Origin of the sequence: Chitinophaga ginsengisoli (genome assembly GCF_003014595.1) — a bacterium.
Classification (GTDB): Bacteria; Bacteroidota; Bacteroidia; order Chitinophagales; family Chitinophagaceae; genus Chitinophaga; species Chitinophaga ginsengisoli.
Genome location: NZ_PYGK01000004.1, coordinates 542714 through 564759, shown reverse-complemented (window position 1 = coordinate 564759; position 22046 = coordinate 542714). Strand labels below are relative to the sequence as shown.

Below are 22046 nucleotides of genomic sequence, written 5' to 3'. Positions count from 1 at the left end.
ACTATGAGGAATATTGTTGCTTTTCTTATTGCATTGTTACACGTCACATCCAGCTTTGCTCAAACAGCTGCACAACTGGAGTCAAGCGTTGTTCATTTACCCAATGGGTGGTCGCTGACGCCTGTGGGAGAACACTTACAACTGGGAGATCTTCCACTGAACATTGCCGTGTCTTCTTCTAAAAAGTACATGGCTGTTACTAACAACGGACAAAGCGTTCAGAGCATTCAGCTCATTGACGTAAAATCACAACAGGTAACGGACGCTGTGGTGATCCCGAAAAGCTGGTTCGGACTGAAGTTCAGCGCTGATGGTAATAACCTGTATGCTTCCGGCGGGAATGATAACCGCATCCTGCAGTATGGGGTGCGACAAGGTAAGCTGTTGCTGAAGGATAGTATTATCCTCGGACCTAAATGGCCTGAAAAGATCTCACCTTCCGGTATTGAAATAGATGACAGCAGGAAGTTACTATATGTGCTGACAAAGGAAAATAACTCCCTTTATATCATAGACCTTGCTACGAAGAATATCATCAAACAATTACCGCTCGGCGGGGAAGGGTATAACTGCTTATTATCTTCTGATAAAAAGCTACTGTATATCACCTGCTGGGGATGTGATAAAGTATTGATACTCGACACAAAACAACAGACTTTCCAGAGAGAGATTAAAGTGGGCGACAATCCCAATGATCTTTGTATGTCGAAGAATGGTAAATACCTCTATGTTGCTAATGCTAACGACAACGCTGTTTCAGTAATAGACCTGACTAAAAACGCGGTCATAGAAACCCTGAACACGGCGCTCTATCCTAATGCGCCTAACGGTTCTACTACAAACGGCCTGGCATTAAGCGAAAACGGGAAAACGATCTACATCGCTAATGCAGATAACAACTGTCTTTCTGTATTTGATGTAAGTACGCCGGGCGCCAGCAAAAGCAAAGGATTTATTCCTGTGGGCTGGTATCCTACCAATGTAAAAGTGATCGGTAAAAAGATCTATGTGGCTAATGGTAAGGGCTTCTCATCTATGGCGAATCCCTTTGGTCCTAATCCGATGCGGAAAAAGGAAGATGTGGAATACCAGGCGGGAGACAAGAACCGGCCAAAGGAAGTACAGTATATCGCAGGGCTGTTCAAAGGCACGATGAGCATTATTCCCGAGCCAACAGCACAACAGCTGACTGTCTATTCACAGCAGGTGTATAAGAACACCCCTTATACCAAAGAGAAAGAGAGTATTACGGCAGGCGAAGCGGGTAATCCTATTCCAATGAAAACAGGCGCCTCCTCTCCTATTAAATACGTGTTTTATGTTATTAAGGAGAACCGCACTTACGACCAGGTACTGGGAGACATGAAGGAAGGCAATGGCGATTCCAGCCTGGTGCTTTTCGGTGAGCGCATCACTCCCAACCTGCATAAGCTGGCAAGGGAATTTGTACTGCTGGACAACTTTTATGTGGATGCAGAAGTGAGCGCGGATGGTCACAACTGGAGTATGGCGGGTTATGCAACTGACTACCTGGAGAAAACATGGCCTACCAGCTATGGCGGTCGTGGCGGCTCTTATGATGCAGAAGGTAACCGGGCTATTGCCAATGCACCTAAAGGATTTATATGGGACCACTGTAAACGCGCAGGTATCAGTTACCGTACATATGGAGAATTTGCTGATAATTCAAGGCCTAACATCCCGGTGCTGAAAGATCATTATTGCCCCTACTATACAGGCTGGGATATGAACACATATGATACCACCCGTTTCTATCAATGGAGAAGAGAATTTGATTCCCTGTTGGCGATAGGTCAGGTACCACGTTTCAACACGGTGCGTATGGGCAATGACCATACTGAAGGATTACGCAAAGGTAAACGTTCGCCACTGGCACATGTGGCAGATAATGACCTTGCAGTAGGCCTGTTCATCGAATATCTCAGTAAGAGCCCTATCTGGCAGGAAAGCGCCGTTTTTGTGGTTGAAGATGATGCGCAGAACGGCGCCGATCATGTGGATGCTCACCGCAGTACTGCTTATGTGGCAGGAGGTTTTGTAAAGCAGGGATATGTGGATCACACGATGTACTCTACTACTTCCATGCTCCGTACAATGGAGCTCATACTCGGTATACCGCCGATGAGCCAATATGATGCTGCGGCTATGCCGATGTGGAATTGTTTTTCAGCGGATGCCCGTCATGCATCCTTCCAGTCAGTACCTGCACAGGTAGACCTTAAAGAAAAGAATGTGGCTGTAAATGAATGGCAACGCCGTTCCGAACATTTTGATCTTTCCAAAGAAGACAATGTACCTGACCTGGAATTCAATACGGTATTGTGGAGTGGATTGAAAGGCACTCCTTTCCCGGCACCTAAACGGGCTGCTTTTGTAAACCTGGTGAAGAAATCAGGTGATGACGATGATGATGATTGATCCTAAAGCGTAACTATTCAATTAAATAGTAAACAGAACCCTGATAAGGGCATCTTATGCTGTAAAATACCAGACAGAATAGGATGCCCTTTATCAATTTTTTTTATTTATTTTTATATTGTCATTGGAACACTTTTACATCCCGGTTTGCGCCCGTTAAAGATATCAATGACCCGCCCGGAAAATAACCCACGAGATAAGTGAAGCCCAAAATTTTGTATGTAAACAATCCACCGGATATTGAATATTAGTTATTTTATTATCGTTCATCAACCAAAGAAAACATTGTTATGACCTGATGTAATGCTACACAACTCATTCCATGTTATGTAGGGATAGCCCTATCAGTACAATTCCTGACCTGAAAAATAACGTGCCGGGTACGGCTCAGGGCACCGGTATGTATTCTTCCACCGTTTAATGAAAAACATATGAAACCAAACAAATGGGGCGCCCCGCTGTGCAAGGGACTGTCCTCAATCCTGCTGCTTATTTTGCTGATTTGCAACCGGATACCGGTCTATGCCAGGTATGTGCCTGTTGTCCATTCTTTTCAGCAGGCGGCCAACTTAAAAGGCATTATCAGAAACGCAAAAGGGGAATTCCTTGCCGGTGTAACGATCAAAATAAAAGGTAGTACAAGCGGCACGGTATCCAAAGAAGACGGTACTTTTCAACTACCGGTGCCCGAGCCGGATAAGGCCATCCTGGAGATCAGTTATATGGGGTATCAGTCGCAGGAAATTGCACTGGGAGGCCGTAAGACGCTGGAAATCACACTAACTGAAAGTGCCAGCGGATTGAATGAAGTACTGGTGATCGGATATGGCACACAGAAAAAAGTATCCTCCACTGCTGCCATCTCTACAGTGGGTGGTAAAGAACTGGCTAAATCAACAGTACCCAATATCTCCAACTCACTGGCGGGAAGAGTAGCAGGCGTCAGTATGCGACCGAATGGCGGTCGGCCGGGAGCTGACAATCCTGATATTCACATCCGGGGTATCGCTACTACCGGCAACAACGGAGCGCTCATTGTAGTGGATGGTATTATCCGCAATAACATCAACGAAATACCCGCCAGCTCCATAGCTTCTGTCACCGTCCTGAAAGATGCTGCTGCCGTAGCACCTTACGGCTTAGGTGGCGCCAACGGAGTGCTCCTCATCACCACAAAGAAAGGGGCAGCCGGCCAGCCCCAGTTATCGCTCAATGCCTATTACGGCGTACAGTCGCCCACCTATTATCCGAAGATGCTGAATGCACAGGATTATATGCGCCTGCACAATGAGGCCTATCTGAACGAGAACCCTACCGGTGCACAGTTACCTTATGCCCAGACCCTCATAGATCAATATGCGGAGCTCAACGCAAAAGATCCTGACAAATACCCTATCAGCAATACCAAAGACCTTGTACGGATGCATGCTCCTATGCAGAACTACTCCTTACAGCTGAGCGGTGGTGCCTCTTCGGTAAAGTATTTCGTATCACTGGGCTATCTGAACCAGGCAGGTATGTTCGACCCGGTTAAATATCAACGGTACGACTATGCCATAAACCTGGATATACAGGCCACCAAAACCACTACGGTGAATGTTTCTATGCTTGGCGCTTTCCAGCAGACCCGTTCTGTGGATGCCGCCACAACTGTCAACATACTTTTCCGCAGTGGCTACAAATTCATTCCTATCGCCAACCTGCGTTACAGTAATGGCCTATGGGGAGAATTTGCCGGTAACTCGCCTATCGGTATCCTGAAGGCAGGATATCAGCGGGACAATAAGAGCACTATGTTGTCGACCATTGCGGTAAACCAGGAACTGCCTTTTATACCCGGTTTAAGCATCAAGGGAAGCTTCAGCTTTGACCCTATGCAGACGACCCGCAAAGGGTGGCATACGCCGTTCTATTTCTATTCCCAGAACCTTTCTACAACACCCTATAGTTATACCAGGCAGGTCTCCACTTCGGAGGGTAATGCCGCCTCCTATACATGGCTGAACCAGGAGTATGCCCAACAAAGAACTTTTACTTATCAAGGCTATCTGAATTACAAACGCAGCTTCGGTAAACATGATATCACAGGCCTGGTGGTAGCGGAAGCACGCGACAGCGATTCCAGCGCCTTTTCTGCACGCAGGAATAATTTTGGAGTGAGCATCGATGAACTGAGTATGGGAAGCTCCAATAAGAACGATTTTGATAACAGTGGGTCTTCTTCTACCGGTAGCCAGATCGGCTTTGTATATCGTGTGGGATATAGCTATGCCAATAAATACCTGGTAGAAGCATCCGGACGTTATGATGGCCACTACTATTTTGCGCCAGGCAAACGCTGGGGCTATTTCCCTGCGGTGTCCCTGGGCTGGGTAGTATCAAGTGAAAACTTCATGCACAGGCTGCCGTTTATCAATTATCTGAAACTAAGAGGATCATGGGGTAAATCCGGTAACCTGGCGGGTACCTCTTTCCAATACTTACAGGGATATTCATTGTACGGCAATGCCTATGCCTGGGGCAATGGTACCATGGTGCAGGGGTCCTTTGTACCCCGGGAAGCCAACAGGAACATCACCTGGGAGATCTCTACCAAAACTGATATCGGTTTTGAAGCATCCTTATGGAATGGCTTGCTGGACCTTGAAGTAGATTATTTCCGTGAAAGAAGGACGGGCATGTTGCTCCCTCCTGCCGTTACTATACCTATCGAATACGGCCTCAGTCTATCTGACGAGAACGAAGGTATTATGCAAAACCATGGGATTGAAATTACTGCCGGTACCAATCACCAGTTTGCCAATGGCCTCCGCGTAGGCATCAGTGGTAACTTCAGTTATGCCCGTAATAAGATGCTGCAGATCTTCGAGACTTCCGCTACGCATAATAATCCTAACAGGAGCCGTACAGGCAGGGCATTGGGCACTCCCTTCGGCTATCATGCATTAGGTTTGTTCACCACTGCAGATGATAAAAATAATGATGGGGTTATTAATCCTGCGGATGGTTATAATGTCATACAGTTCGGTAACCTGCATCCAGGCGATATTAAGTATGCAGACCTTAGCGGTCCGGATGGCAAACCGGATGGGAAGATCGATGCCAATGATGAGATCCATACCGGCTATCCTACCTATCCGCTGATCACTTATGGTTTCACGCCAACAGCTTCCTGGAAAGGGCTGGACCTTAGCTTATTCTTCCAGGGCTCTGCCATGTCGAGCTTTAATATATCTGGCTTCCAGACCATTCCTTTTAATAATAACAACAGTAATTCCGCGTATGAATATTACAACCACCGCTGGACGCCCGATCACCAGGATGCGAAGTATCCAAGGGCGAATCAATCCCCCTATGCTAACAATACACAGACGTCTGATTTCTGGATGGCAAGTACTTCCTTACTCCGTCTGAAGACTGCTGTGCTGGGCTATACCTTGCCATCGCAATTGACACAGCGCTGGAAGATGCAATCTGTGCGTGTATATGTATCAGGACAGAATGTATTCACCATCAGCAAACTGAATTTCATGGATCCCGAAGTAGGCTATACTGATGGCGAAGTGGCTTACCCCAATCAGAAGGTATATGTAGCTGGATTGAATGTAACTTTTTAGATCACACGTTAACAGGACTTACTATGAAACGTATAATATATTGCATACTGCTCATCATACTGATGCCGTTTTTCTCCTGTACCAAAGACTTCCTGGAGAATACGGACAAAACAAAACTGACGGATGAAATGCAGTGGTCGTCGGAAGGTAACGCCGATATCTTCCTCAATGATGTTTATGGCGCTCTGCCCAATTACTGGAATCAGCCGGAAAACCTGGATAATTTCACTGATGACAATGATGCGGGTTTCTACTACACCTCCTATAACTGGAAGCAGGGTATTGTATCTCCTGCAGGCACAGACTATACAGTATGGGGTGGCATTACAGGATCAGGAGATCTTACCAACTGGCCTGCTACTTTTACAGCCATCAGGAAGTGTAATACCTTCATCGCAAAGGTGCAGACTTATGCCACCAACTTTTCCGAAACATGGAGGAAGAAACGCCTGGACGAAGCGAGGTTCCTGCGGGCATTCTTCTATAGTGAGCTCTGGATGCATCTGGGCGGACTTCCCATTATCACCACTGTACCTGACCGTAGCAACGGCGATAGCAGCCAGCTCTATTATCCACGCAGCACATTCGCAGAGACAGTAGATTTCATTACCAGTGATCTGGACACTGTCGTGCGTAATGGTAATCTGTCTGCTAAATACAACCATGGCGACGCCGATGCAGGTCGCGCTACACTGGGTGCGGCACTCGCTTTAAAAGGTTGGATACAATTATATGCTGCCAGTCCGGCGTTCAATACAGCGCAACCAGCCGTTGGCGTCGATCCGTATCATGTGGCAGGCTATGGCCAGTTTGATGTAAACAGGTGGGCTGTTGCAGCGGCTACGCTTAAACAGTTTATCGATCAATATGGTAATGGACATCCTTATAGCTTATTCCCCGATCTCTCAGCATTATGGTATGAGGCCAATGAATACAATAGTGAAGTACTGTGGGACAGGCAGGTAGTGGCTGTTACTATGGGTTCTTCATTCGAACAATATGGTGGTCCGGTATGGATCAATGGTGCTTATTATACCTGGGGTAATTACAATCCCACACAAGAGCTGGTAGACCAGTTCCGGATGGCTAATGGTAAGCGTATTGAAGACCCAGCATCAGGTTATAACCCTCAAAATCCGTATGTCGGAAGAGAACCCAGGTTTTATCAGTGGATCGTATATGATGGCGCTCCTTATAAAATGACCTGGATGGATAAACAGGATACGATCTATACCCGCATCGATAAGGTACATCCATCGAAAAACCAGATAGACTTTGGAACGGATGATGTGAGCAATACAGGCTATTATTTCAAGAAAAGGCTGAATCCATTGGTAAGACCTGGCGGCGGTACTATCAGCGGTGCCAACTTCATTTATTACCGTTATACGGAGATCCTGCTGGGATATGCTGAAGCACAAAATGAAGCAGTAGGACCAGATGCAAGCGTATACGATGCAGTAAACCAGGTGCGTGCAAGAGGTGGCCTTCCTGCCTTGCCTGCATCACTCAGCCAGGATGAGATGCGTACGGCTATTTCTCAGGAACGGCGTGTAGAATTATGTTTTGAGAACAAACGTTTCTATGATCTCATCCGCTGGAAAACAGCAGAACAGGTGCTGATTCATGACCGGCACGGCATGAAGATCACAAACACTGTTCCGGAGAATAACAGCGGCGTATGGAAATATGAGCCAGTGCTTTTGAACCATCCGCATGTATTTCTTCCGAAGATGTACCTGAATCCTATTCCACAGGATGTAATAGACCGCAACCCGCGGGTCACACAGAATCCGGGATATTAGGGAAATAACGAGGGCGTGTCAAAGCTGATCTGACACGCCCTTTTTTTGTTCTATATAAAACGATATTATCGTTTATTTCCCAGGCCGGCGATGAGTGTAAGTGCGGCTACCAGGTTACCATCTTTTGCGATGATACCATCGAAGTTCCGTCCAAATGAGAAAGTCAGTTTCTGGTTTCTGAAGATGGAATAATCTGCATTGAAGATCAATCTCCAGGAAGGATCGATGGTATTGGAAGATAGTACACTGCGGTACACGCCTTCAATGCTGCAGTTAAATCGTCCGCCATTCGGAGAATAGACGGCTCTGGCGCCTCCGTCAAGCGTAGAAATACTTCCCATTTTGTTCAACTCGTTATCCTTTGCAAAGATCTTTTCCGGATTATGGAGAAAGCGGACCAGGCCTAATATAGCAAGACCATTCTCTGTAGTGTAACCCAATGTTGTCCAGATGCCAGCATTGTGTACACGGGAATTGTTGAATTGTTTGTTTAAGAATTCGCCGCTTATACCACCGGCTACCTCCCAGGAAAAGCCGCTACGGGTACCATCGAAGGAGGCTGCTGTCTTTTGTAATTCTTCGGTAATAGCTTCCTTTGATTCTTCAGTCTCGATACCAAAGTTGGAAGCTGAATCAGCTGCCATTTTTTCCTTCAACTTTTCCCCTGCCATTTTTTCTACCTTGTGAAACTCGTTGGTAGAATCACTCAATAATTCAAGATGACCTGTCCGCACTGCTTCTCTTGCCAATTCCTCCATTTTATTCCTTAACTCACGTAACTCTGTATCTGTCTCCAACTGCTGGAGGGTTCTCATATTCTTCTTATTCAAACTTTTCTGCAAGACATGAATTCTTCTCAATGCCATATCTGCTTTGTAGCTATATTTTGGGCGTACCAACGAAAATTTAAATCCAAGACCAGCGTAAGTACTTGTGGACACAAAATCGCTCGCAGTAGAATCAGGGTTTCTAATAGCAACTGAAATGACAAAGGTCTGTCTGAACACATCGGCAAACTTTCCGGAGTTAAGTTCTGTTGTTGTAGTCCCACTTTTCTTGTTGATCAAAAAGTACGGCGCCAGATCGACCGCATAACTGGATGGCAATCTCATAAACGAACCGCTTGCCGACTGCAGTGACATCATCAAAGCAGAAATGTCGGTAGGTTTATCCACGTCAGAAGTGGCAAATCCGAGGAGATTAGAGGCAGGTGAACTGGGCGCCTTCAGGAGATCCAGCGTCGTACCTTCATTTTCATTTTCCTGTGCGTAACCCTGCGCGACCGCCATAACAGTGCAGAGAACGAGGAATAATTTTTTCAGGATCATACATTCAGGAATTTAATTCGACATGCATAAGGAACAGACTGATGATCTTCTTCAACTGTTTTAGACAAATGGAACTCACGGAAAACAAGTCCTCCTCTCAGGCGGATGATCATCTCCGTAAAATTTGACAATTCAGATGTATCCGTGATAGTCGTAGTGATAAACAGGACTTTATTACTCAACTCTCTGTTCGTCCCCAAAGGAGTTTCTGACAGGGAGCCTTCGTGGTCTTTAGGTTCCTCCTGATCAATTGCAATCAGGCTGCTGGCGGTCTGTCCAACATCGCCAATAATAATTTCCAGTGAAACATTTTTATCTGTATCACTCACCAGATAGAGGGTATCAAGCGTAGTTTGATCTGCCATAGTTTGGGGTTTATGGGGTTCGGGTAACTAAAGCAGTTACTTGTTCAAAGATGGCAGATTTGAGCTGGATGAAAAATACCAACTAGTTTGTATTTTTCATAGGGGGTGTAACTATATTCTCTTGTTATCAAACTTATATTACTTTCCGAGATGCATGTTGATAAAGGGCAGCCGTCTCAATCTTCTGGGATTATTTAAAGCCACATTGTATAATCCTATCTGTATACCTTTCAAGCGGGAGCTCTTGTTAACAGCACCGACAACAAGTCCATTATGGGCCTGAGCACGATTATATATGGAAATAGCTATTCCATTCATCTTGCCTACATCTATTCTGAAAACAGATACTACCACGCCACGGATAACGCTTCGCGCCGAATCCGCGAGATGTTTGTCCAATAACAAAGTATTCATTACCAATCCATTCAATGTATCGGGAATCAGCACGCTCCCAATTCCTATTCCATTCAACCTCCCTACTCTACTGATAACAGGGCCCACCATTATTCCGTTTGCTCTGTCCAAAGCATTAACGATACCGCCAATGGAAAGGCCATTATTCTGATGCTGTGTTTTCGCAATAATACCCACTGAAATACCATTACTCTTTCCATCCTCGTCATCGTCAAGCAATGTAAAATCGAACCCATTTAATGTTCTGATCCTTTTGTTCATCACATTAAATCTGAATCCTGTATAAGCAGGTGAATTACCGAAACAGATACCCACCTTTTTCGATCCAAGACTAAAATATCTTGCTGGTAATGAGTCAGTTTCTGCGAACGCCCGGACAGCGAACAACAGTACAAAAAGAAGGGTTAAGAAAGTGGACCTGGGCATAGTTATAGGTTTATTTTTATCAACGCCGTTACTTCCCAAAATGCATATTGATCAACGGTAGGCGCCTAAATCCTTTAGGATTGTTCAGCGCTATATTGTAAAATCCGATTTGTATTCCTTTTAATCGTTTTGTATTATTATAAACACCGATAGCCAGGCCCCTATGCTTATCAGAGAGATTCTCTAAGGAAACGGCTAATCCATTCATCGTCCCGGTTATCGTCCCGCCAATAGCCAAGGCCATCCCGTTGATAGCGCCTAATGAATCCATTCTGGCCACTTCCCATGCCCCTATGGCGAATCCATTCACCGTATCGCAGACAAAAAGTATCCCAGCCCCCATCCCGTTAAGCCGGTTGCCTACGTTATACAAAAGTCCCAGCATTATACCATTTTCACGGTTTACAGCGTTCAAAAGACCACCTATTGCAAGACCATTATTCTGATACTGCGCATTAGCGCCGACAGCAAGCGAAATACCATTAGACGCACTTTTTCCGTCCGCGTTAAGCAGCGTGAGATCGACCCCATTTAATCTGCTGACATTTTTATTCAATCCATTCAATCTAAACCCGGTATATACAGGTGAATTACCGAAACAGATCCCTGCCTTTTTCGATCCGATGCTTAAATATCTTGCTGGTAATGAGTCAGTTTCTGCGAATGAGCGTATAGGGAACAGTACCACAAACAGAAGAGTTAGAAAAGTGGGCCTGGGCATAGTTATAGGTTTAGTATCAAACTTAGCCCTTTTGGCCGGAAATTCAAATTTTTTGACATAGATCAAATCTTAACCCTTACGGCTAATGCAACTTTGCAGCGTTAATTAAAAACAACAACAATGAAACAACGACATTTCAAGTACATCAACACACTCTTCGTAGTCATTCCCATGACCCTGATCATGGCATTTGTAGGGCTGATCCGTAATTATGGTTTCGGTGAAGACTGGTTCATCAAATTCCTGAAAGCCTGGAGCATTATGGTACCTGTTGCTTATCTGGCGGCCTTCATCATCATTCCCAATGCACGTAAATTAGCTGAAAGGGTCACGGCAAAGTCGTAATTTGCGCAGGAAATACGATTGCATGTACGAACAACTGGCTAATTACATCAAAGAAAAGATCAAGGTTAGTGAAGAGGAATTAACGACTATCCTCTCTTACTACAAGCCATTGAAGCCGAAAAAAAATGAGCTCCTGTTAGCACAGGGACAAACCAGCCAACGATCTTATTTCGTTGGCAAAGGTTGTTTGAGGGTATATTTTATCAATGAAGACGGACAGGATGCCACCCGTTATATTGCATTTGAAAACCAGTTTACTACAGCGTTAATGAGTTTCACTACTGGTGAACCTTCTGAGGAATTTATTCAGGCCGTTGAGGATACTGAACTGCTCTATATCAGTCATAAGGATTTCTTTCATTTACTGGATATTATACCACAGTGGGAAAAGTTTTACCGGAGTTATTTAGAACATGCTTACGTTACTAATACCAGGCGTCTGATGTCATTTCTCACATTGGATGCTGTAGAGCGCTATCGCCAGTTACTTGAACGCAATCCTGCCATTGTACAAAGGCTGCCGAATAAAATGGTTGCTTCTTACCTCAATATCTCACAGGAGACATTAAGCCGTTTGAAGTCTAAAGTCTGATGGCTGTTTATCTTTTCGCCCCTGCAGTATAGGGACCGGAAAGGGACCTTTTGCTTTTACAGGGTTAGTCGGGATATACCCGAGACATACACGGCGCATACACGACGTATACACGACGCATCTCGGGAAAAAATACCCCTGTTGGCATTTAAAACACCGCTATCAAGCCCCTCTTTAGTCAACCAGATTAACTAAAAGCAGCCCGCCTAATCCAGGTAATAAAACTTTCTGATACTGCTCTCTTCCATTTTTCCCCCATCCACTATTCTATAGCTAATAGTAAACTCCAACTGCGACTTCTCATTATACTCATTCCGGAAAAACGCGCTGCCAAATGTCTCCCGGCTATGAGGATCCACATACTTAATTTCGGTTACGTTTCCCTTGTCATCATACTTTTCAATAGTACAACTTTGCGCATCAAATGTAGCAGTCTCCGCATACCTTTTGTCATATGTCGGGATAGCCCATTCCATACCTCTTTCTTTCAGCGTCTCGTGTAGTGCTGCCAGGTCATAATAACCAATCATATGCTCAATAGCTGAAACAGACGCTTCTTTTTTAGTCAGTGTATTTCCCTGACGGATGGCCTCTTCCCTTCTATACAGCACCATTTTGCCATCGTATCTGCCATAATACTCGGTTTTCTCCACCTCCTTTTGCGCATTGTAGAAGAATTTCTTCTGGGACGCCATATACTGCGTATCCTTATGCTTATAAAACCGCTGCTCTTCCAATAATACTTCGTCATTCCCGTAGACGTAAATGATCTGTTCGGAAAACCGGTTATTACTAAGCAAAAGCTTTGATTGCAGTATACCGTTCTTATAGAGATAGTCAGTTTTCAATACAGTACCGTCTTCCGTTACTTTAGTTTCCGATACTTTCAATCCATTCTGATAAGTGTAAGTCACAGACTCTTTCGTACCATGGCGGGCGTTATGATAATGCTCGGCCACCAGCAATTTATTTTCAAACTTATACTCATGTGTGGAAAATGCCTCATCAACAGCATACCAGTTACCTGTAGTTAGTATCGTATGGCCTTTGGCAATAAAAGCAGCATAACTTTTTGTTTCATGATCGTATTTAATTATACGGTAGTTATCCCCGGTATATGCATAGACACTCAAAAGACCATGTCCCCCGGAGGAGTTCTTTCCGGTCTCCAGTATGCCGGTTACCTGCTTTTTGTCGTTATAGAATATCTGTTTTGTATTGCTCGAATGATCATCGCGGTAAATTTCTTTGGATAAATGCATGGGTATAGATTTTATCATTATTGTCCGGCTAAAAACATTTCAATTGAGTAGTCAATATACAGTAAATCTGCGGTTTTAAGTAAATGCTGCCATTGATACAGGCGAAAAAAAGCACCGACTTCTGTCAGTGCTTTTTGAAATGCGTTACTCAGTATCTGGCCTGAAAGGCAAGGCTGGCAGATCAACAACTGTAGCCTTAGCAGCTACAGTTGTTCCAGGTATAAAAAAAGCAGTTAAAGCGTTCTTTAACATAGTGTGTTATCATCAGGACAAGTGAATTATTTCACCAGCGCAGGATCATACAATTTCACATTCGCCTCGTGCAGTTTGTCAACAGGCATTTTATCTACCTGACGGTCGTATGTCATAAAACCATTCACCTCTCCTTCAACATCGGTTGTCTGTGTGTATACAGCTGCAGATAAGCCCAGGGGTATCAGCTGAGCAATCCTTTCAGTGAAGGCCTCGTACTTTTTGAACATCTCTTCAGATGTTTTGAAAGACTGGTATCCCCAGTTTTTGTTCTTCTGCCAGGTATGGCCTTCCAGTGGTAATCCAAGTCCGCCGAATTCTCCCAATACGAGCACCTGCTTCTGACCAAACACGTCTGGTCTCGGCATAGCAGGATGAGGATAGTTGTGCAGATCAATGATATGTCCTGTAGGATAGAAGTTACCACCACTAGCACTGTTCACCAGTCTTGACGGATCTTTTTTCATCGTCCATTCGGTGATCTCTGTTGTTTTGAATTGTCCCCAGGCTTCGTTGAATGGTATCCATACTACAATACTCGGATAGTTATACAGCGCATCTATAATGGCATTCCATTCTTTGCGGTAATACCCTTCTGATTCCGGTGTACGGTTTTTGTCAGTTCCATGATCCAATATGCCCGGACGGTTCTCCCATCCGTTACCTCTGTCGCCACTGGGCATATCCTGCCACAGCAGCATACCCACCTTATCGCAATAGGCATAATAGGTAGCTGGTTCCACCTTGATATGTTTACGGATCATATTAAAGCCCATTTTCTTCAGCTGGTCAATGTCATATACCATAGCTTCGTAAGTAGGCGGTGTATACAGACCATCAGGCCACCAGCCCTGGTCCAGCGGACCATACTGAAAAAGGAATTTATTATTCAGCAGCATGCGCTGTATGCCATTAGCATCGGGCGCCATGGATATTTTGCGCATGGCGAAATAACTTTTTATCTCGTCTACGGGCCTATTATTACGTACCAGCGTCACTTTCAGATCATACAGGAAAGGAGCTGAAGGCGACCATAATTTCTCATTGTTAACCGTGATCACCGCAGTTTCTCTAGCGCCTACCTGCTGCTGCGCGACCACTGTAATACCGTCTAATACTTCAATTTTCAGGTTATCGCCTTCCTGCAGGTTCTCTACATCTGCAGCCACTGATATGGTGTGTTTATCGATATCAGGTGTATTTTTTGTAGATCTGATATATGATTTACCCACCGCTTCCAACCATACTGTCTGCCAGATACCCGTTACAGGCGTATACCAGATACCTTCAGGTTTTACCACCTGTTTGCCGGCAGGCTGGGGACCATCATCCGTAGGATCCCATACGCGTACGGTGATGTCCTGCTTTGCACCTTTCTTCAGATACGATGTAATGTTGATAGAAAATGGATCATAACCACCTTCATGTTTACCTGCACTCTTTCCGTTTACAAACACTTCTGTCTGCCAGTCTACCGCACCAAAATGTAACAGGATGTCTTTATTCTTCATGGAAGAAGGAATGCTGATGGTATTCCTGTACCACAGCAAACTATCTTTTCCAACGTTGCGGCCTACTCCTGATAAAGCAGATTCTACTGCAAAAGGTACCAGGATGTTGCCTTCATAATTGGTAGGTTCCGCCTGCGACTTCGGCGTAATAGCGTAACTCCAGAGACCATTTAAATTTATCCAGTTATTACTTCTTACCAGTAGCGGACGTGGATATTCTGGTAGCGGGGCTTTTGGATCGACCTGAGTTGCCCATCGGGTTACAATTCTTTCTTTAATAACGTGCCATTGTGTTCCCTGGGCGTTTGCAGCGGATGCTATGCCAAGAGACACAACAAAACAGGATAATAATTTCTTCATTTCTTGATTATTAGAGTTCGGTTGTTAGAAGCTTGAATTTACTCAAATGTTTGGTTAATCTATAGTGGTTTCCTTATTGCTTCAGTTCCTGCAAAAACTGTATAGGTGTTTTCCAAGGACATAGCATAAACCGCTTTCTTCAACAGGATAGTGTGTACGACATCGCCGGCTGACATTTCTGTCAGTTATCTGATCTTATGGTATAAATTTGTCTTGCCCATTCCCAGGCTGCTTCGCAGCAAACTGATATCAAATAGTTTTGCTGTCTATATCCTATCCTGGTAACCGTATTCTTCATCTTCTGCCAGTTCCCGGCCGGTGTATACGCCGTATTTCAATACGGTATACACCATCCATATAACCAGCAGCGGCGAGAAAAGGAACATACGGACAGCTATCCATTGTGTATGTTCGATCTGTAGCAGGATACAATACAGTAACAGGTACGCCGTGACGGCTATTACTGAGAAAGTGGAATTCGTAAGCATAACACCCGTTTAGCAGTTATGTCACAAAATATGCGCCAGCAATGGTCTGATCTTTTGAGGAAATTTCCGGTACTGTTTTATATCTTAGAGAAAACGTCGATATAAAACATGTACCGGTTCCTCATTTTATTCATGCTTCTTCCTGCACTGGCATTCTCACAGCAAGACCGCAAACTTGAAAAGGGATTGCAGGAACTCATTAAGGGCTTCAACGGAGATATCGGCATCTACGTCCGGAACCTCAAAACCGGCCGTTATGTGGGCATTCACGAAGATACCATCTTCCCCACGGCCAGTATTGTAAAGATCCCCATCCTGGTGGGTGTGTTTGATAAGATCGAGAAAGGGGAACTGACATACCATCAGCCGCTCATTTACCGGGATTCTATCAAATACGGTGGCTCAGGATTGATGCAGTTCTTCAAAGACAGTACTGAGACAGATCTCAGCGTATTGCTGGCATTGATGATGTCGTACAGCGACAATACCTCTTCTTTATGGAACCAGGCACTGGCCGGCGGCGGACAGCGTATTAATGAGCTGATGGCACAATACGGTCTTTCCGTTACCCGGGTGAATTCCCGTACACCTGGACGTGAGGATATCAGGAATGTATATGGCTGGGGCATGACCACCCCACGTGAGATGGCGGAGTTAGTAGTGAAGATCCGGCAGGGGGAAATTGTCAGTAAAGCAGCTTCTGCGCGGATGTACCGTCTTATGACACACGGATACTACGATGAAACAGGGCTTTCCCAGATTCCTCCCTATGTGCAGGCGGCACACAAAACAGGTTCTGTAGATGCTTCAAGGTCAGAGGTGATACTGGTAAATGCCCCGCATGGGGATTATGTGTTCTATGTAGGCACAAAGAATAACAAAGATCAGCGCTGGACAGATGAAAATGAGGCAGAGAATCTGATCAGGAAGATTTCGAAGTATTTATGGGAGTACTTTGAGCCTTCGGGACGCCCGAAGAGGTCCTAACCCATTTTGGCCTTAAAACGCCTCATTTAGACCAAGAAAGAACCCTCTGGCACCATATTGTCCCCAGGCATAGTCCAGACAAAGATTGGTACGCGTATGCTTGTTAAACAGTATCCGCAACCCGGCACCTCCTCCCGGACGGAATGTCTGGAACAATTTGGAGCCTATTTCATCGCTGGCAGTCTGTAGATGGAAGAAAGCCACACCACTGATAAAGTTATTCCTCAATATCGGGAAGCGGTATTCTACCTCTGAATAGTTGTAGTTCTCTCCTTTGAAATAACCTACAACATATCCCCTGCCACTGCGTGAGCCTGGGTCTTTGGCTGTACCGGGCAGTTCGAAATAAGGTATTGCTCCGCTGAGCAGGTAAGAGCCCCAGTTCCAGAATGCGATTACATGTGCCGGGTTCCGGGCGGAAAGACTGACGTACTTCCTGAAATCTGTTGTGAACTGCAATCCACTTCGCGTACTTCCCATCCAGGTCTGGTTCGCACGGAAACCAGCGTCTATATACATGCCTTTATATGCACGGTTCTGATTGTCACGGGTGGTATACTGGATGTTCAGCAGCAATCCGTTCGCCATATAGTGATCTCTTGGAAATCCGTGCCGATCGCTGTAAATATTGAATGGCGTCAGGTCAGTGGTAGTGTCTTTGTTTTCAAGTCTGCGCCTGATGTCAAATGACACCCCCATCCCTACGAAAAGGTTCTTGCTGACCTCTTTATAGACCTTCTCCCTGAAGTTATAAAACTGCCCTTTCACCGCACGGGGTTTGCGTGCCGCATTGGCGAGTATAATGTCGGCTTCACTCTTCCCTCCTTCATTCGCTATACCCAGTCCGAAATCGGGCGTCACGGTTCTGGCAGCGACCAGGCTTCCCTGCAGGTTCCACTTGTTGCCGGGAGTATACACATTGTGAGAGATGTAAAAATATATAATACCTTTTGTCGTAATGGATGCAGATGTTGCAGCTACTGAAAGAAGGGTCCTGGGATCACCGCCCAGCTTCTTTCCTGCAACAGCCTTAATACCGATCTGCGAGCCTATGCTGGGGTTAGAGGCTATATTGGGAATGACAATAATACCGGAACGTGTTCTTGCCGGCCCCGGCGGTCTCTTCGGATGTAAAATATATCTCGCCAGGTCTCCGAGATCAAATTGCTCGAACAGGTTCTCTTCTGCCCGTATTTGAGCGGGCGCTGGTACAGTATCCCGTTTTAGCGTGTCTGCAGGAGCTTGTACCTGGCTATAGGCAGTTCCATGTATAATGGCAAAGGCTGCCAATAATAAGATACGCCATAGCGCACGGCTATTTATCCGGATATGGGTTTCTCTACGGTTTAGCAAAGCTTGAAGTTGTTTTGTCTACAGATAGGATCAAAACAAATTTCAAACCAAGTATGCTCATTAAATGCCAGTGTCTGGTGCCGGGCCTGCTTTTTTCATGGCAAATTCTACTGACCATATTGCCATAAAATTTCTAATGCTGTCTTTTCTTCGTCTGAAATCGTTGAGCATAGAATCGCCTCAAGCCCACCATTATGATCGGCCTTTACACTGGCTACTTCGTGAAAGAGTCGAATGAAATGAGGAGTATTACAGTCGCTTATCTCCCTGCCTATTTCCGATTTACAAGAGCAGATCAGATTAGGTAATCCTTCATTGCTCGGACCACAACAGCCTATCATCCTATTGTCATCAGGATGATATTTCAGGCCATGCTTGTCAGTAATAGCGATGTAAAAATCGCCGTCTGAATCAATACAATATTGGCCGCTTGCCAACAATGGCTCACCTCCGAGTCCGCGAAAGTCGGGTAGGACAATGTTGCTTAAAAGCACGGTCACTCTTTTCCCACAGAATTTACAAGTAATAAAATGTTTCATTAGGACAGATTTTAAACTAACTCCATATCATACCTTCTCTCGACCAGCTCCTTATCAAACGTATTCGACTTCTTCTCTTCTGTTAATGTGAAACCATACCGTGAATATAATGCAATCGCTTCTTCCTGCTCATTCGTCGTCCACAGATATGCCTTAGTAATCCCAATCTCCTTCATATAACTGATGAATTCATTCATCAGCTTTTTCCCCAATCCTATTCCCCTGTACTCCGGCAAAAAGATAAAGTAGCGCAACTGCACACTATCTACCCTGTTTAATCCCATCAGGAAACCGATGATCTTCCCTTCATGTTCACAGATCCAGATCCTATCCTTTGACGGATCATACCGGTGGGCGAACTCCCCTAATCCATCCAGTACATAACCTTCAAAATTAAGCCCATAACCGCGTTCCTTTGCATACAATAACCCGTGGAGGTAAGCTACATAGCCAAGATCTCCCGGTAACAGCTCGTTACGCAGCCTGATATCATTTATACTCATTGTAGTTGTCATAGCATTCCCAATTATTTATGTTGTAATATCTCCTGTATTGCCTGCATATGATTTACCAGTTGCTCCAGCTTCCTTGGAGACAGGCTGCTGATCAGTCCATCTATCTGTTCGTCTGATGCTTTATTAAGTGTTTTAAACACTTTCAATCCCTCTTCTGTCAAAGAGATCAATGATGCCCTTGCATCCTCCTCTGATGGTGTTTTGGAGATCAATCCTTCCTGGGTCAGCTTTTTTAATATGCGGCTTAGATAACTCTTATCAATATGCATGGCCGTCATGATCTGTGAAGCCTGTACACTTTTACCTGTATATATTTCATACATGGTACGCACTTCCGACAGCGAATAAGCACTGTTCAGCAAATGCGCATCCAGCAGTCCGATGATGTCAGTATAGAAACGGTTGAACGCACGGATCTCCTGGACCGCTATTTTAGTGTCCTTCATTTTTTCTGATTATAAGTTTATCTGTGAATTCAATGCGAATATAGGATACTTAGTGGACAAAGTCCACTATTTAGTATTAAATAATTTAAGGAAGAATATAGGCAGAGAACAATTATTCCATTGACCTTTTAAACAAACCAATTTGACCCATTCAACAAACTGAAGAAGACCTAAAGTCGCGAACTTTGTGTTCTAATTTAAATCAATGGCAGCCGACAGATATATGAATAGCCTTAGTGGGCCCCGTATCCTTGTCAATAACTATGACAAGGAGTTATTGGAAAATGAGGCTTTTGTTACGGATCATATATTCAGTTATATCGTTGCCGGCTTCCATGAAGTATGGTCAGGTAATCATCTATACACTTTTAAAGCGGGAGACTATAGACTCTTTAAAAGAAACCAATTGACTAAATCAGCGAAACGTGCCGGACAACAGGGCTTCAAATCAATTGCCGTCCATATTGACCAGGGTACGTTGAAGGAAATGGCAACTTCCAGCCGTGGCGCTATACACCAGATCTACATAGGCAAGGACATAGAACTGCTAAAGCCAAATGGATATTTGGAAAGTTATATTGATAGTCTGACACCTTACCTGGGAGCAACAGGTAAATATAATGAAGAGATCATTGCGCTAAAGACGAAGGAGCTCACATTAATTCTCCTGCAAACGAATCCACTCTTAAGAGGTGCGTTGTTTGATTTTAATGATCCAGGCAAAATTGACCTGATTGCTTTCATGAATGCACACTATCGATATAATGTTGGATTGGATCGAATGGCGTTCCTTTCCGGCCGCAGTTTGTCCACTTTTAAAAGAGACTTCAAAAGAGCCTTTAATGCTACTGCCGGTCGCTGGCTTACACAAAAGCGACTGGAAGAAGCCCATTATCTGATCCATCAGAAAGGAAAAACAGCTTCAGAGATCTATCTGGATCTGGGGTTTGAAGATCTTTCACATTTTTCTTTCGCTTATAAAAAGGCGTTTGGCAACGCGCCTTCAAAAAAGACTGATTAATACTTAAACATTTATATTATGAATTACAAATTAGCGGGAAAGCGGGCCCTGGTAACAGGTTCCAGCGCTGGCCTTGGCGAAGCCATTGCAAAAATGCTTGCAGACGAAGGCGTACATGTAATTGTGCATGGCAGAAATGCAGATCGTACAACTGCAGTAGTAACCAGCATCATTGAAAGTGGCGGCAGCGCAGAAGCAGTGTTAGGTGACCTTTCTTCTGATGAGGGAGCTGATATGGTGGCAAACAGTGCGCTGAAATCCGGCCCGGTAGACATCCTGGTAAACAATGCAGGGTTCTATGCTCACACAGGCTGGTCAAATACAACATGCGTCGATTGGATGGAGGTATTTAATGTCAATGTAGTGTCTTATGTACGCATGATTCAAAGATTTGTGCCGGATATGAAAAAACAAGGATGGGGAAGGGTCATCAATATTGGTGGCGGACTAGGCATACAGCCTATAAATGATTTACCACATTATAATGCCAGCCTTGCTGCCCGTCACAATATGAGCGTATCGCTGGCAAGGCAACTTAATGGAACAGGCATCACTTCAAATGTTGTCGCGCCTGGCGCGATTATGAACCCTGGTGTTGAGCAATGGCTACGCAATGCCGCGCCCCAACGAGGTTGGGGAACAGATTTAGCAGCTATCGAACGTAATGCAGTTAAAGACATTGTACCGAATGACACCAACAGGTTTGGCCGGCAGGAAGAAGTAGCCGCTGCTGTCGCCTACCTCGCCAGTCCTTATGCGGATTATATCAGCGGGGCACTTCTACGTGTAGATGGAGGCACCGTTCGTAGTATCTAGTCAGCAACAGACAGACAATCTTAACATTCAGAATAATCAGAAGAGAAGGTACCATTCACAGCATACAACTTGTCAATCCTGATCTCTGTCTGATCTTCCAGCTTTAACCACTGATGACCATCGCGCTCAAAAAGACTTTCTATCAGACCGTTGGCACGGGTCACACCATTATCATCGTACAGAATGCCTGCCTTCTGTTTCTTTTCGAAGAGTTCTTTTACTATAGGGTAAAAAGTACCGCCGGTGGGGATTGTTTCTCTCTTGTCCATGGTTAATCATTTTAGAAAGACAAAGTTACAGGTTACGCTGTTCATTTACAATGATCCGCAAAACACAGCGGGCGCCTCCGTAGAGAAATGCCCGGTCACCAATGCTGATGCTGTACATATCATAGAAAAAGCCGCTTGTACAGCGGCTTTTCTCACATGTTCAATAGTTATATTA

At 44.8% G+C, this 22046-nt stretch carries 20 protein-coding genes; 8 read left to right on the top strand and 12 right to left on the bottom strand.

The window, feature by feature from the left end; genetic code table 11:
• Positions 1–3 precede the first annotated feature (3 nt).
• The 3 genes from CLV42_RS13305 to CLV42_RS13295 all read left to right on the top strand — a co-directional run bounded on the left by CLV42_RS13305 (position 4) and on the right by CLV42_RS13295 (position 7861).
• A complete protein-coding gene (locus CLV42_RS13305; protein ID WP_106602399.1) occupies positions 4–2439 on the top strand; it encodes a bifunctional YncE family protein/alkaline phosphatase family protein in 2436 nt (811 codons plus the stop codon).
• Positions 2440–2870: 431 nt separating this feature from the next.
• A complete protein-coding gene (locus tag CLV42_RS13300) occupies positions 2871–6056 on the top strand; it encodes a SusC/RagA family TonB-linked outer membrane protein (protein WP_106602398.1) in 3186 nt (1061 codons plus the stop codon).
• A 23-nt stretch (positions 6057–6079) separates the two neighbouring features.
• Positions 6080–7861, top strand: a complete 1782-nt coding sequence (locus CLV42_RS13295) for a RagB/SusD family nutrient uptake outer membrane protein (protein ID WP_106602397.1) — start codon at positions 6080–6082, stop codon at positions 7859–7861.
• A 65-nt stretch (positions 7862–7926) separates the two neighbouring features.
• Here the strand turns inward: CLV42_RS13295 and CLV42_RS13290 are convergent, their stop codons facing one another.
• From CLV42_RS13290 to CLV42_RS13275, 4 genes are all read right to left on the bottom strand, one after another.
• Complete coding sequence (locus CLV42_RS13290) at positions 7927–9189, bottom strand: hypothetical protein (protein ID WP_106602396.1); 1263 nt, start codon at positions 9187–9189, stop codon at positions 7927–7929.
• Positions 9186–9554: a hypothetical protein gene (locus CLV42_RS13285; protein WP_106602395.1), complete on the bottom strand. Its 369-nt coding sequence runs from the start codon at positions 9552–9554 to the stop codon at positions 9186–9188. The genes CLV42_RS13290 and CLV42_RS13285 overlap by 4 nt, the downstream gene beginning before the upstream one ends.
• Before the next feature lie 138 nt (positions 9555–9692).
• On the bottom strand, positions 9693–10394 hold the full coding sequence (locus tag CLV42_RS13280; protein ID WP_106602394.1) for an LA_2272 family surface repeat-containing protein: 702 nt from the start codon (positions 10392–10394) through the stop codon (positions 9693–9695).
• Positions 10395–10422: 28 nt separating this feature from the next.
• Entirely contained in the window at positions 10423–11115 is a 693-nt protein-coding gene (locus CLV42_RS13275) for an LA_2272 family surface repeat-containing protein (protein WP_146154377.1), read from the bottom strand.
• 120 nt (positions 11116–11235) lie between these two features.
• Here CLV42_RS13275 and CLV42_RS13270 point away from each other — a divergent pair, with 120 nt between their 5' ends.
• Entirely contained in the window at positions 11236–11460 is a 225-nt protein-coding gene (locus tag CLV42_RS13270; protein WP_106602392.1) for a DUF2798 domain-containing protein, read from the top strand.
• A 22-nt stretch (positions 11461–11482) separates the two neighbouring features.
• Positions 11483–12052: a Crp/Fnr family transcriptional regulator gene (locus tag CLV42_RS13265; protein ID WP_106602391.1), complete on the top strand. Its 570-nt coding sequence runs from the start codon at positions 11483–11485 to the stop codon at positions 12050–12052.
• Between the two features lie 206 nt (positions 12053–12258).
• Here the strand turns inward: CLV42_RS13265 and CLV42_RS13260 are convergent, their stop codons facing one another.
• The 3 genes from CLV42_RS13260 to CLV42_RS13250 all read right to left on the bottom strand — a co-directional run bounded on the left by CLV42_RS13260 (position 12259) and on the right by CLV42_RS13250 (position 15925).
• Positions 12259–13314, bottom strand: a complete 1056-nt coding sequence (locus CLV42_RS13260; protein WP_106602390.1) for a hypothetical protein — start codon at positions 13312–13314, stop codon at positions 12259–12261.
• Between the two features lie 278 nt (positions 13315–13592).
• Positions 13593–15437: a glycoside hydrolase family 2 protein gene (locus tag CLV42_RS13255; protein ID WP_106602389.1), complete on the bottom strand. Its 1845-nt coding sequence runs from the start codon at positions 15435–15437 to the stop codon at positions 13593–13595.
• A 266-nt stretch (positions 15438–15703) separates the two neighbouring features.
• Positions 15704–15925 (bottom strand): hypothetical protein, encoded by a 222-nt coding sequence (locus tag CLV42_RS13250; protein WP_106602388.1) that lies wholly within the window; start codon positions 15923–15925, stop codon positions 15704–15706.
• Between the two features lie 108 nt (positions 15926–16033).
• Here CLV42_RS13250 and CLV42_RS13245 point away from each other — a divergent pair, with 108 nt between their 5' ends.
• Complete coding sequence (locus CLV42_RS13245; protein WP_106602387.1) at positions 16034–16912, top strand: serine hydrolase; 879 nt, start codon at positions 16034–16036, stop codon at positions 16910–16912.
• Between the two features lie 12 nt (positions 16913–16924).
• On the opposite strand, the gene CLV42_RS13240 is transcribed toward CLV42_RS13245, so the two are convergent.
• The 4 genes from CLV42_RS13240 to CLV42_RS13225 form a co-directional block, all read right to left on the bottom strand.
• Positions 16925–18265, bottom strand: coding sequence for a BamA/TamA family outer membrane protein (locus CLV42_RS13240; RefSeq protein ID WP_211303440.1), 1341 nt, complete (start codon positions 18263–18265; stop codon positions 16925–16927).
• Between the two features lie 107 nt (positions 18266–18372).
• The gene (locus tag CLV42_RS13235; RefSeq protein ID WP_106602386.1) at positions 18373–18804 is read right to left on the bottom strand and encodes a hypothetical protein; all 432 of its coding nucleotides are present in this window, start codon (positions 18802–18804) and stop codon (positions 18373–18375) included.
• An 11-nt stretch (positions 18805–18815) separates the two neighbouring features.
• A complete protein-coding gene (locus CLV42_RS13230; RefSeq protein WP_211303439.1) occupies positions 18816–19319 on the bottom strand; it encodes a GNAT family N-acetyltransferase in 504 nt (167 codons plus the stop codon).
• A gap of 11 nt (positions 19320–19330) precedes the next feature.
• The gene (locus tag CLV42_RS13225; RefSeq protein ID WP_106602384.1) at positions 19331–19765 is read right to left on the bottom strand and encodes a MarR family winged helix-turn-helix transcriptional regulator; all 435 of its coding nucleotides are present in this window, start codon (positions 19763–19765) and stop codon (positions 19331–19333) included.
• 205 nt (positions 19766–19970) lie between these two features.
• On the opposite strand from CLV42_RS13225, the gene CLV42_RS13220 reads away from it, so the two are divergent.
• On the top strand, positions 19971–20786 hold the full coding sequence (locus tag CLV42_RS13220) for a helix-turn-helix domain-containing protein (protein ID WP_106602383.1): 816 nt from the start codon (positions 19971–19973) through the stop codon (positions 20784–20786).
• A gap of 18 nt (positions 20787–20804) precedes the next feature.
• Positions 20805–21602 (top strand): SDR family NAD(P)-dependent oxidoreductase, encoded by a 798-nt coding sequence (locus CLV42_RS13215; protein WP_106602382.1) that lies wholly within the window; start codon positions 20805–20807, stop codon positions 21600–21602.
• 20 nt (positions 21603–21622) lie between these two features.
• Here CLV42_RS13215 and CLV42_RS13210 read toward each other — a convergent pair whose 3' ends face one another.
• Positions 21623–21871, bottom strand: a complete 249-nt coding sequence (locus CLV42_RS13210; protein WP_089836878.1) for a hypothetical protein — start codon at positions 21869–21871, stop codon at positions 21623–21625.
• Between the last annotated feature and the right edge of the window lie 175 nt (positions 21872–22046).

Excerpts from the sequence above, each read along its gene's own strand:
- CLV42_RS13305 (WP_106602399.1), top strand. The coding sequence starts at position 4 with ATGAGGAATATTGTTGCTTTTCTTATTGCATTGTTACACGTCACATCC.
- CLV42_RS13300 (WP_106602398.1), top strand. The coding sequence starts at position 2,871 with ATGAAACCAAACAAATGGGGCGCCCCGCTGTGCAAGGGACTGTCCTCA.
- CLV42_RS13295 (WP_106602397.1), top strand. The coding sequence starts at position 6,080 with ATGAAACGTATAATATATTGCATACTGCTCATCATACTGATGCCGTTT.
- CLV42_RS13290 (WP_106602396.1), bottom strand. The coding sequence starts at position 9,189 with ATGATCCTGAAAAAATTATTCCTCGTTCTCTGCACTGTTATGGCGGTC.
- CLV42_RS13285 (WP_106602395.1), bottom strand. The coding sequence starts at position 9,554 with ATGGCAGATCAAACTACGCTTGATACCCTCTATCTGGTGAGTGATACA.
- CLV42_RS13280 (WP_106602394.1), bottom strand. The coding sequence starts at position 10,394 with ATGCCCAGGTCCACTTTCTTAACCCTTCTTTTTGTACTGTTGTTCGCT.
- CLV42_RS13275 (WP_146154377.1), bottom strand. The coding sequence starts at position 11,115 with ATGCCCAGGCCCACTTTTCTAACTCTTCTGTTTGTGGTACTGTTCCCT.
- CLV42_RS13270 (WP_106602392.1), top strand. The coding sequence starts at position 11,236 with ATGAAACAACGACATTTCAAGTACATCAACACACTCTTCGTAGTCATT.
- CLV42_RS13265 (WP_106602391.1), top strand. The coding sequence starts at position 11,483 with ATGTACGAACAACTGGCTAATTACATCAAAGAAAAGATCAAGGTTAGT.
- CLV42_RS13260 (WP_106602390.1), bottom strand. The coding sequence starts at position 13,314 with ATGCATTTATCCAAAGAAATTTACCGCGATGATCATTCGAGCAATACA.
- CLV42_RS13255 (WP_106602389.1), bottom strand. The coding sequence starts at position 15,437 with ATGAAGAAATTATTATCCTGTTTTGTTGTGTCTCTTGGCATAGCATCC.
- CLV42_RS13250 (WP_106602388.1), bottom strand. The coding sequence starts at position 15,925 with ATGCTTACGAATTCCACTTTCTCAGTAATAGCCGTCACGGCGTACCTG.
- CLV42_RS13245 (WP_106602387.1), top strand. The coding sequence starts at position 16,034 with ATGTACCGGTTCCTCATTTTATTCATGCTTCTTCCTGCACTGGCATTC.
- CLV42_RS13235 (WP_106602386.1), bottom strand. The coding sequence starts at position 18,804 with ATGAAACATTTTATTACTTGTAAATTCTGTGGGAAAAGAGTGACCGTG.
- CLV42_RS13230 (WP_211303439.1), bottom strand. The coding sequence starts at position 19,319 with ATGACAACTACAATGAGTATAAATGATATCAGGCTGCGTAACGAGCTG.
- CLV42_RS13225 (WP_106602384.1), bottom strand. The coding sequence starts at position 19,765 with ATGAAGGACACTAAAATAGCGGTCCAGGAGATCCGTGCGTTCAACCGT.
- CLV42_RS13220 (WP_106602383.1), top strand. The coding sequence starts at position 19,971 with ATGGCAGCCGACAGATATATGAATAGCCTTAGTGGGCCCCGTATCCTT.
- CLV42_RS13215 (WP_106602382.1), top strand. The coding sequence starts at position 20,805 with ATGAATTACAAATTAGCGGGAAAGCGGGCCCTGGTAACAGGTTCCAGC.
- CLV42_RS13210 (WP_089836878.1), bottom strand. The coding sequence starts at position 21,871 with ATGGACAAGAGAGAAACAATCCCCACCGGCGGTACTTTTTACCCTATA.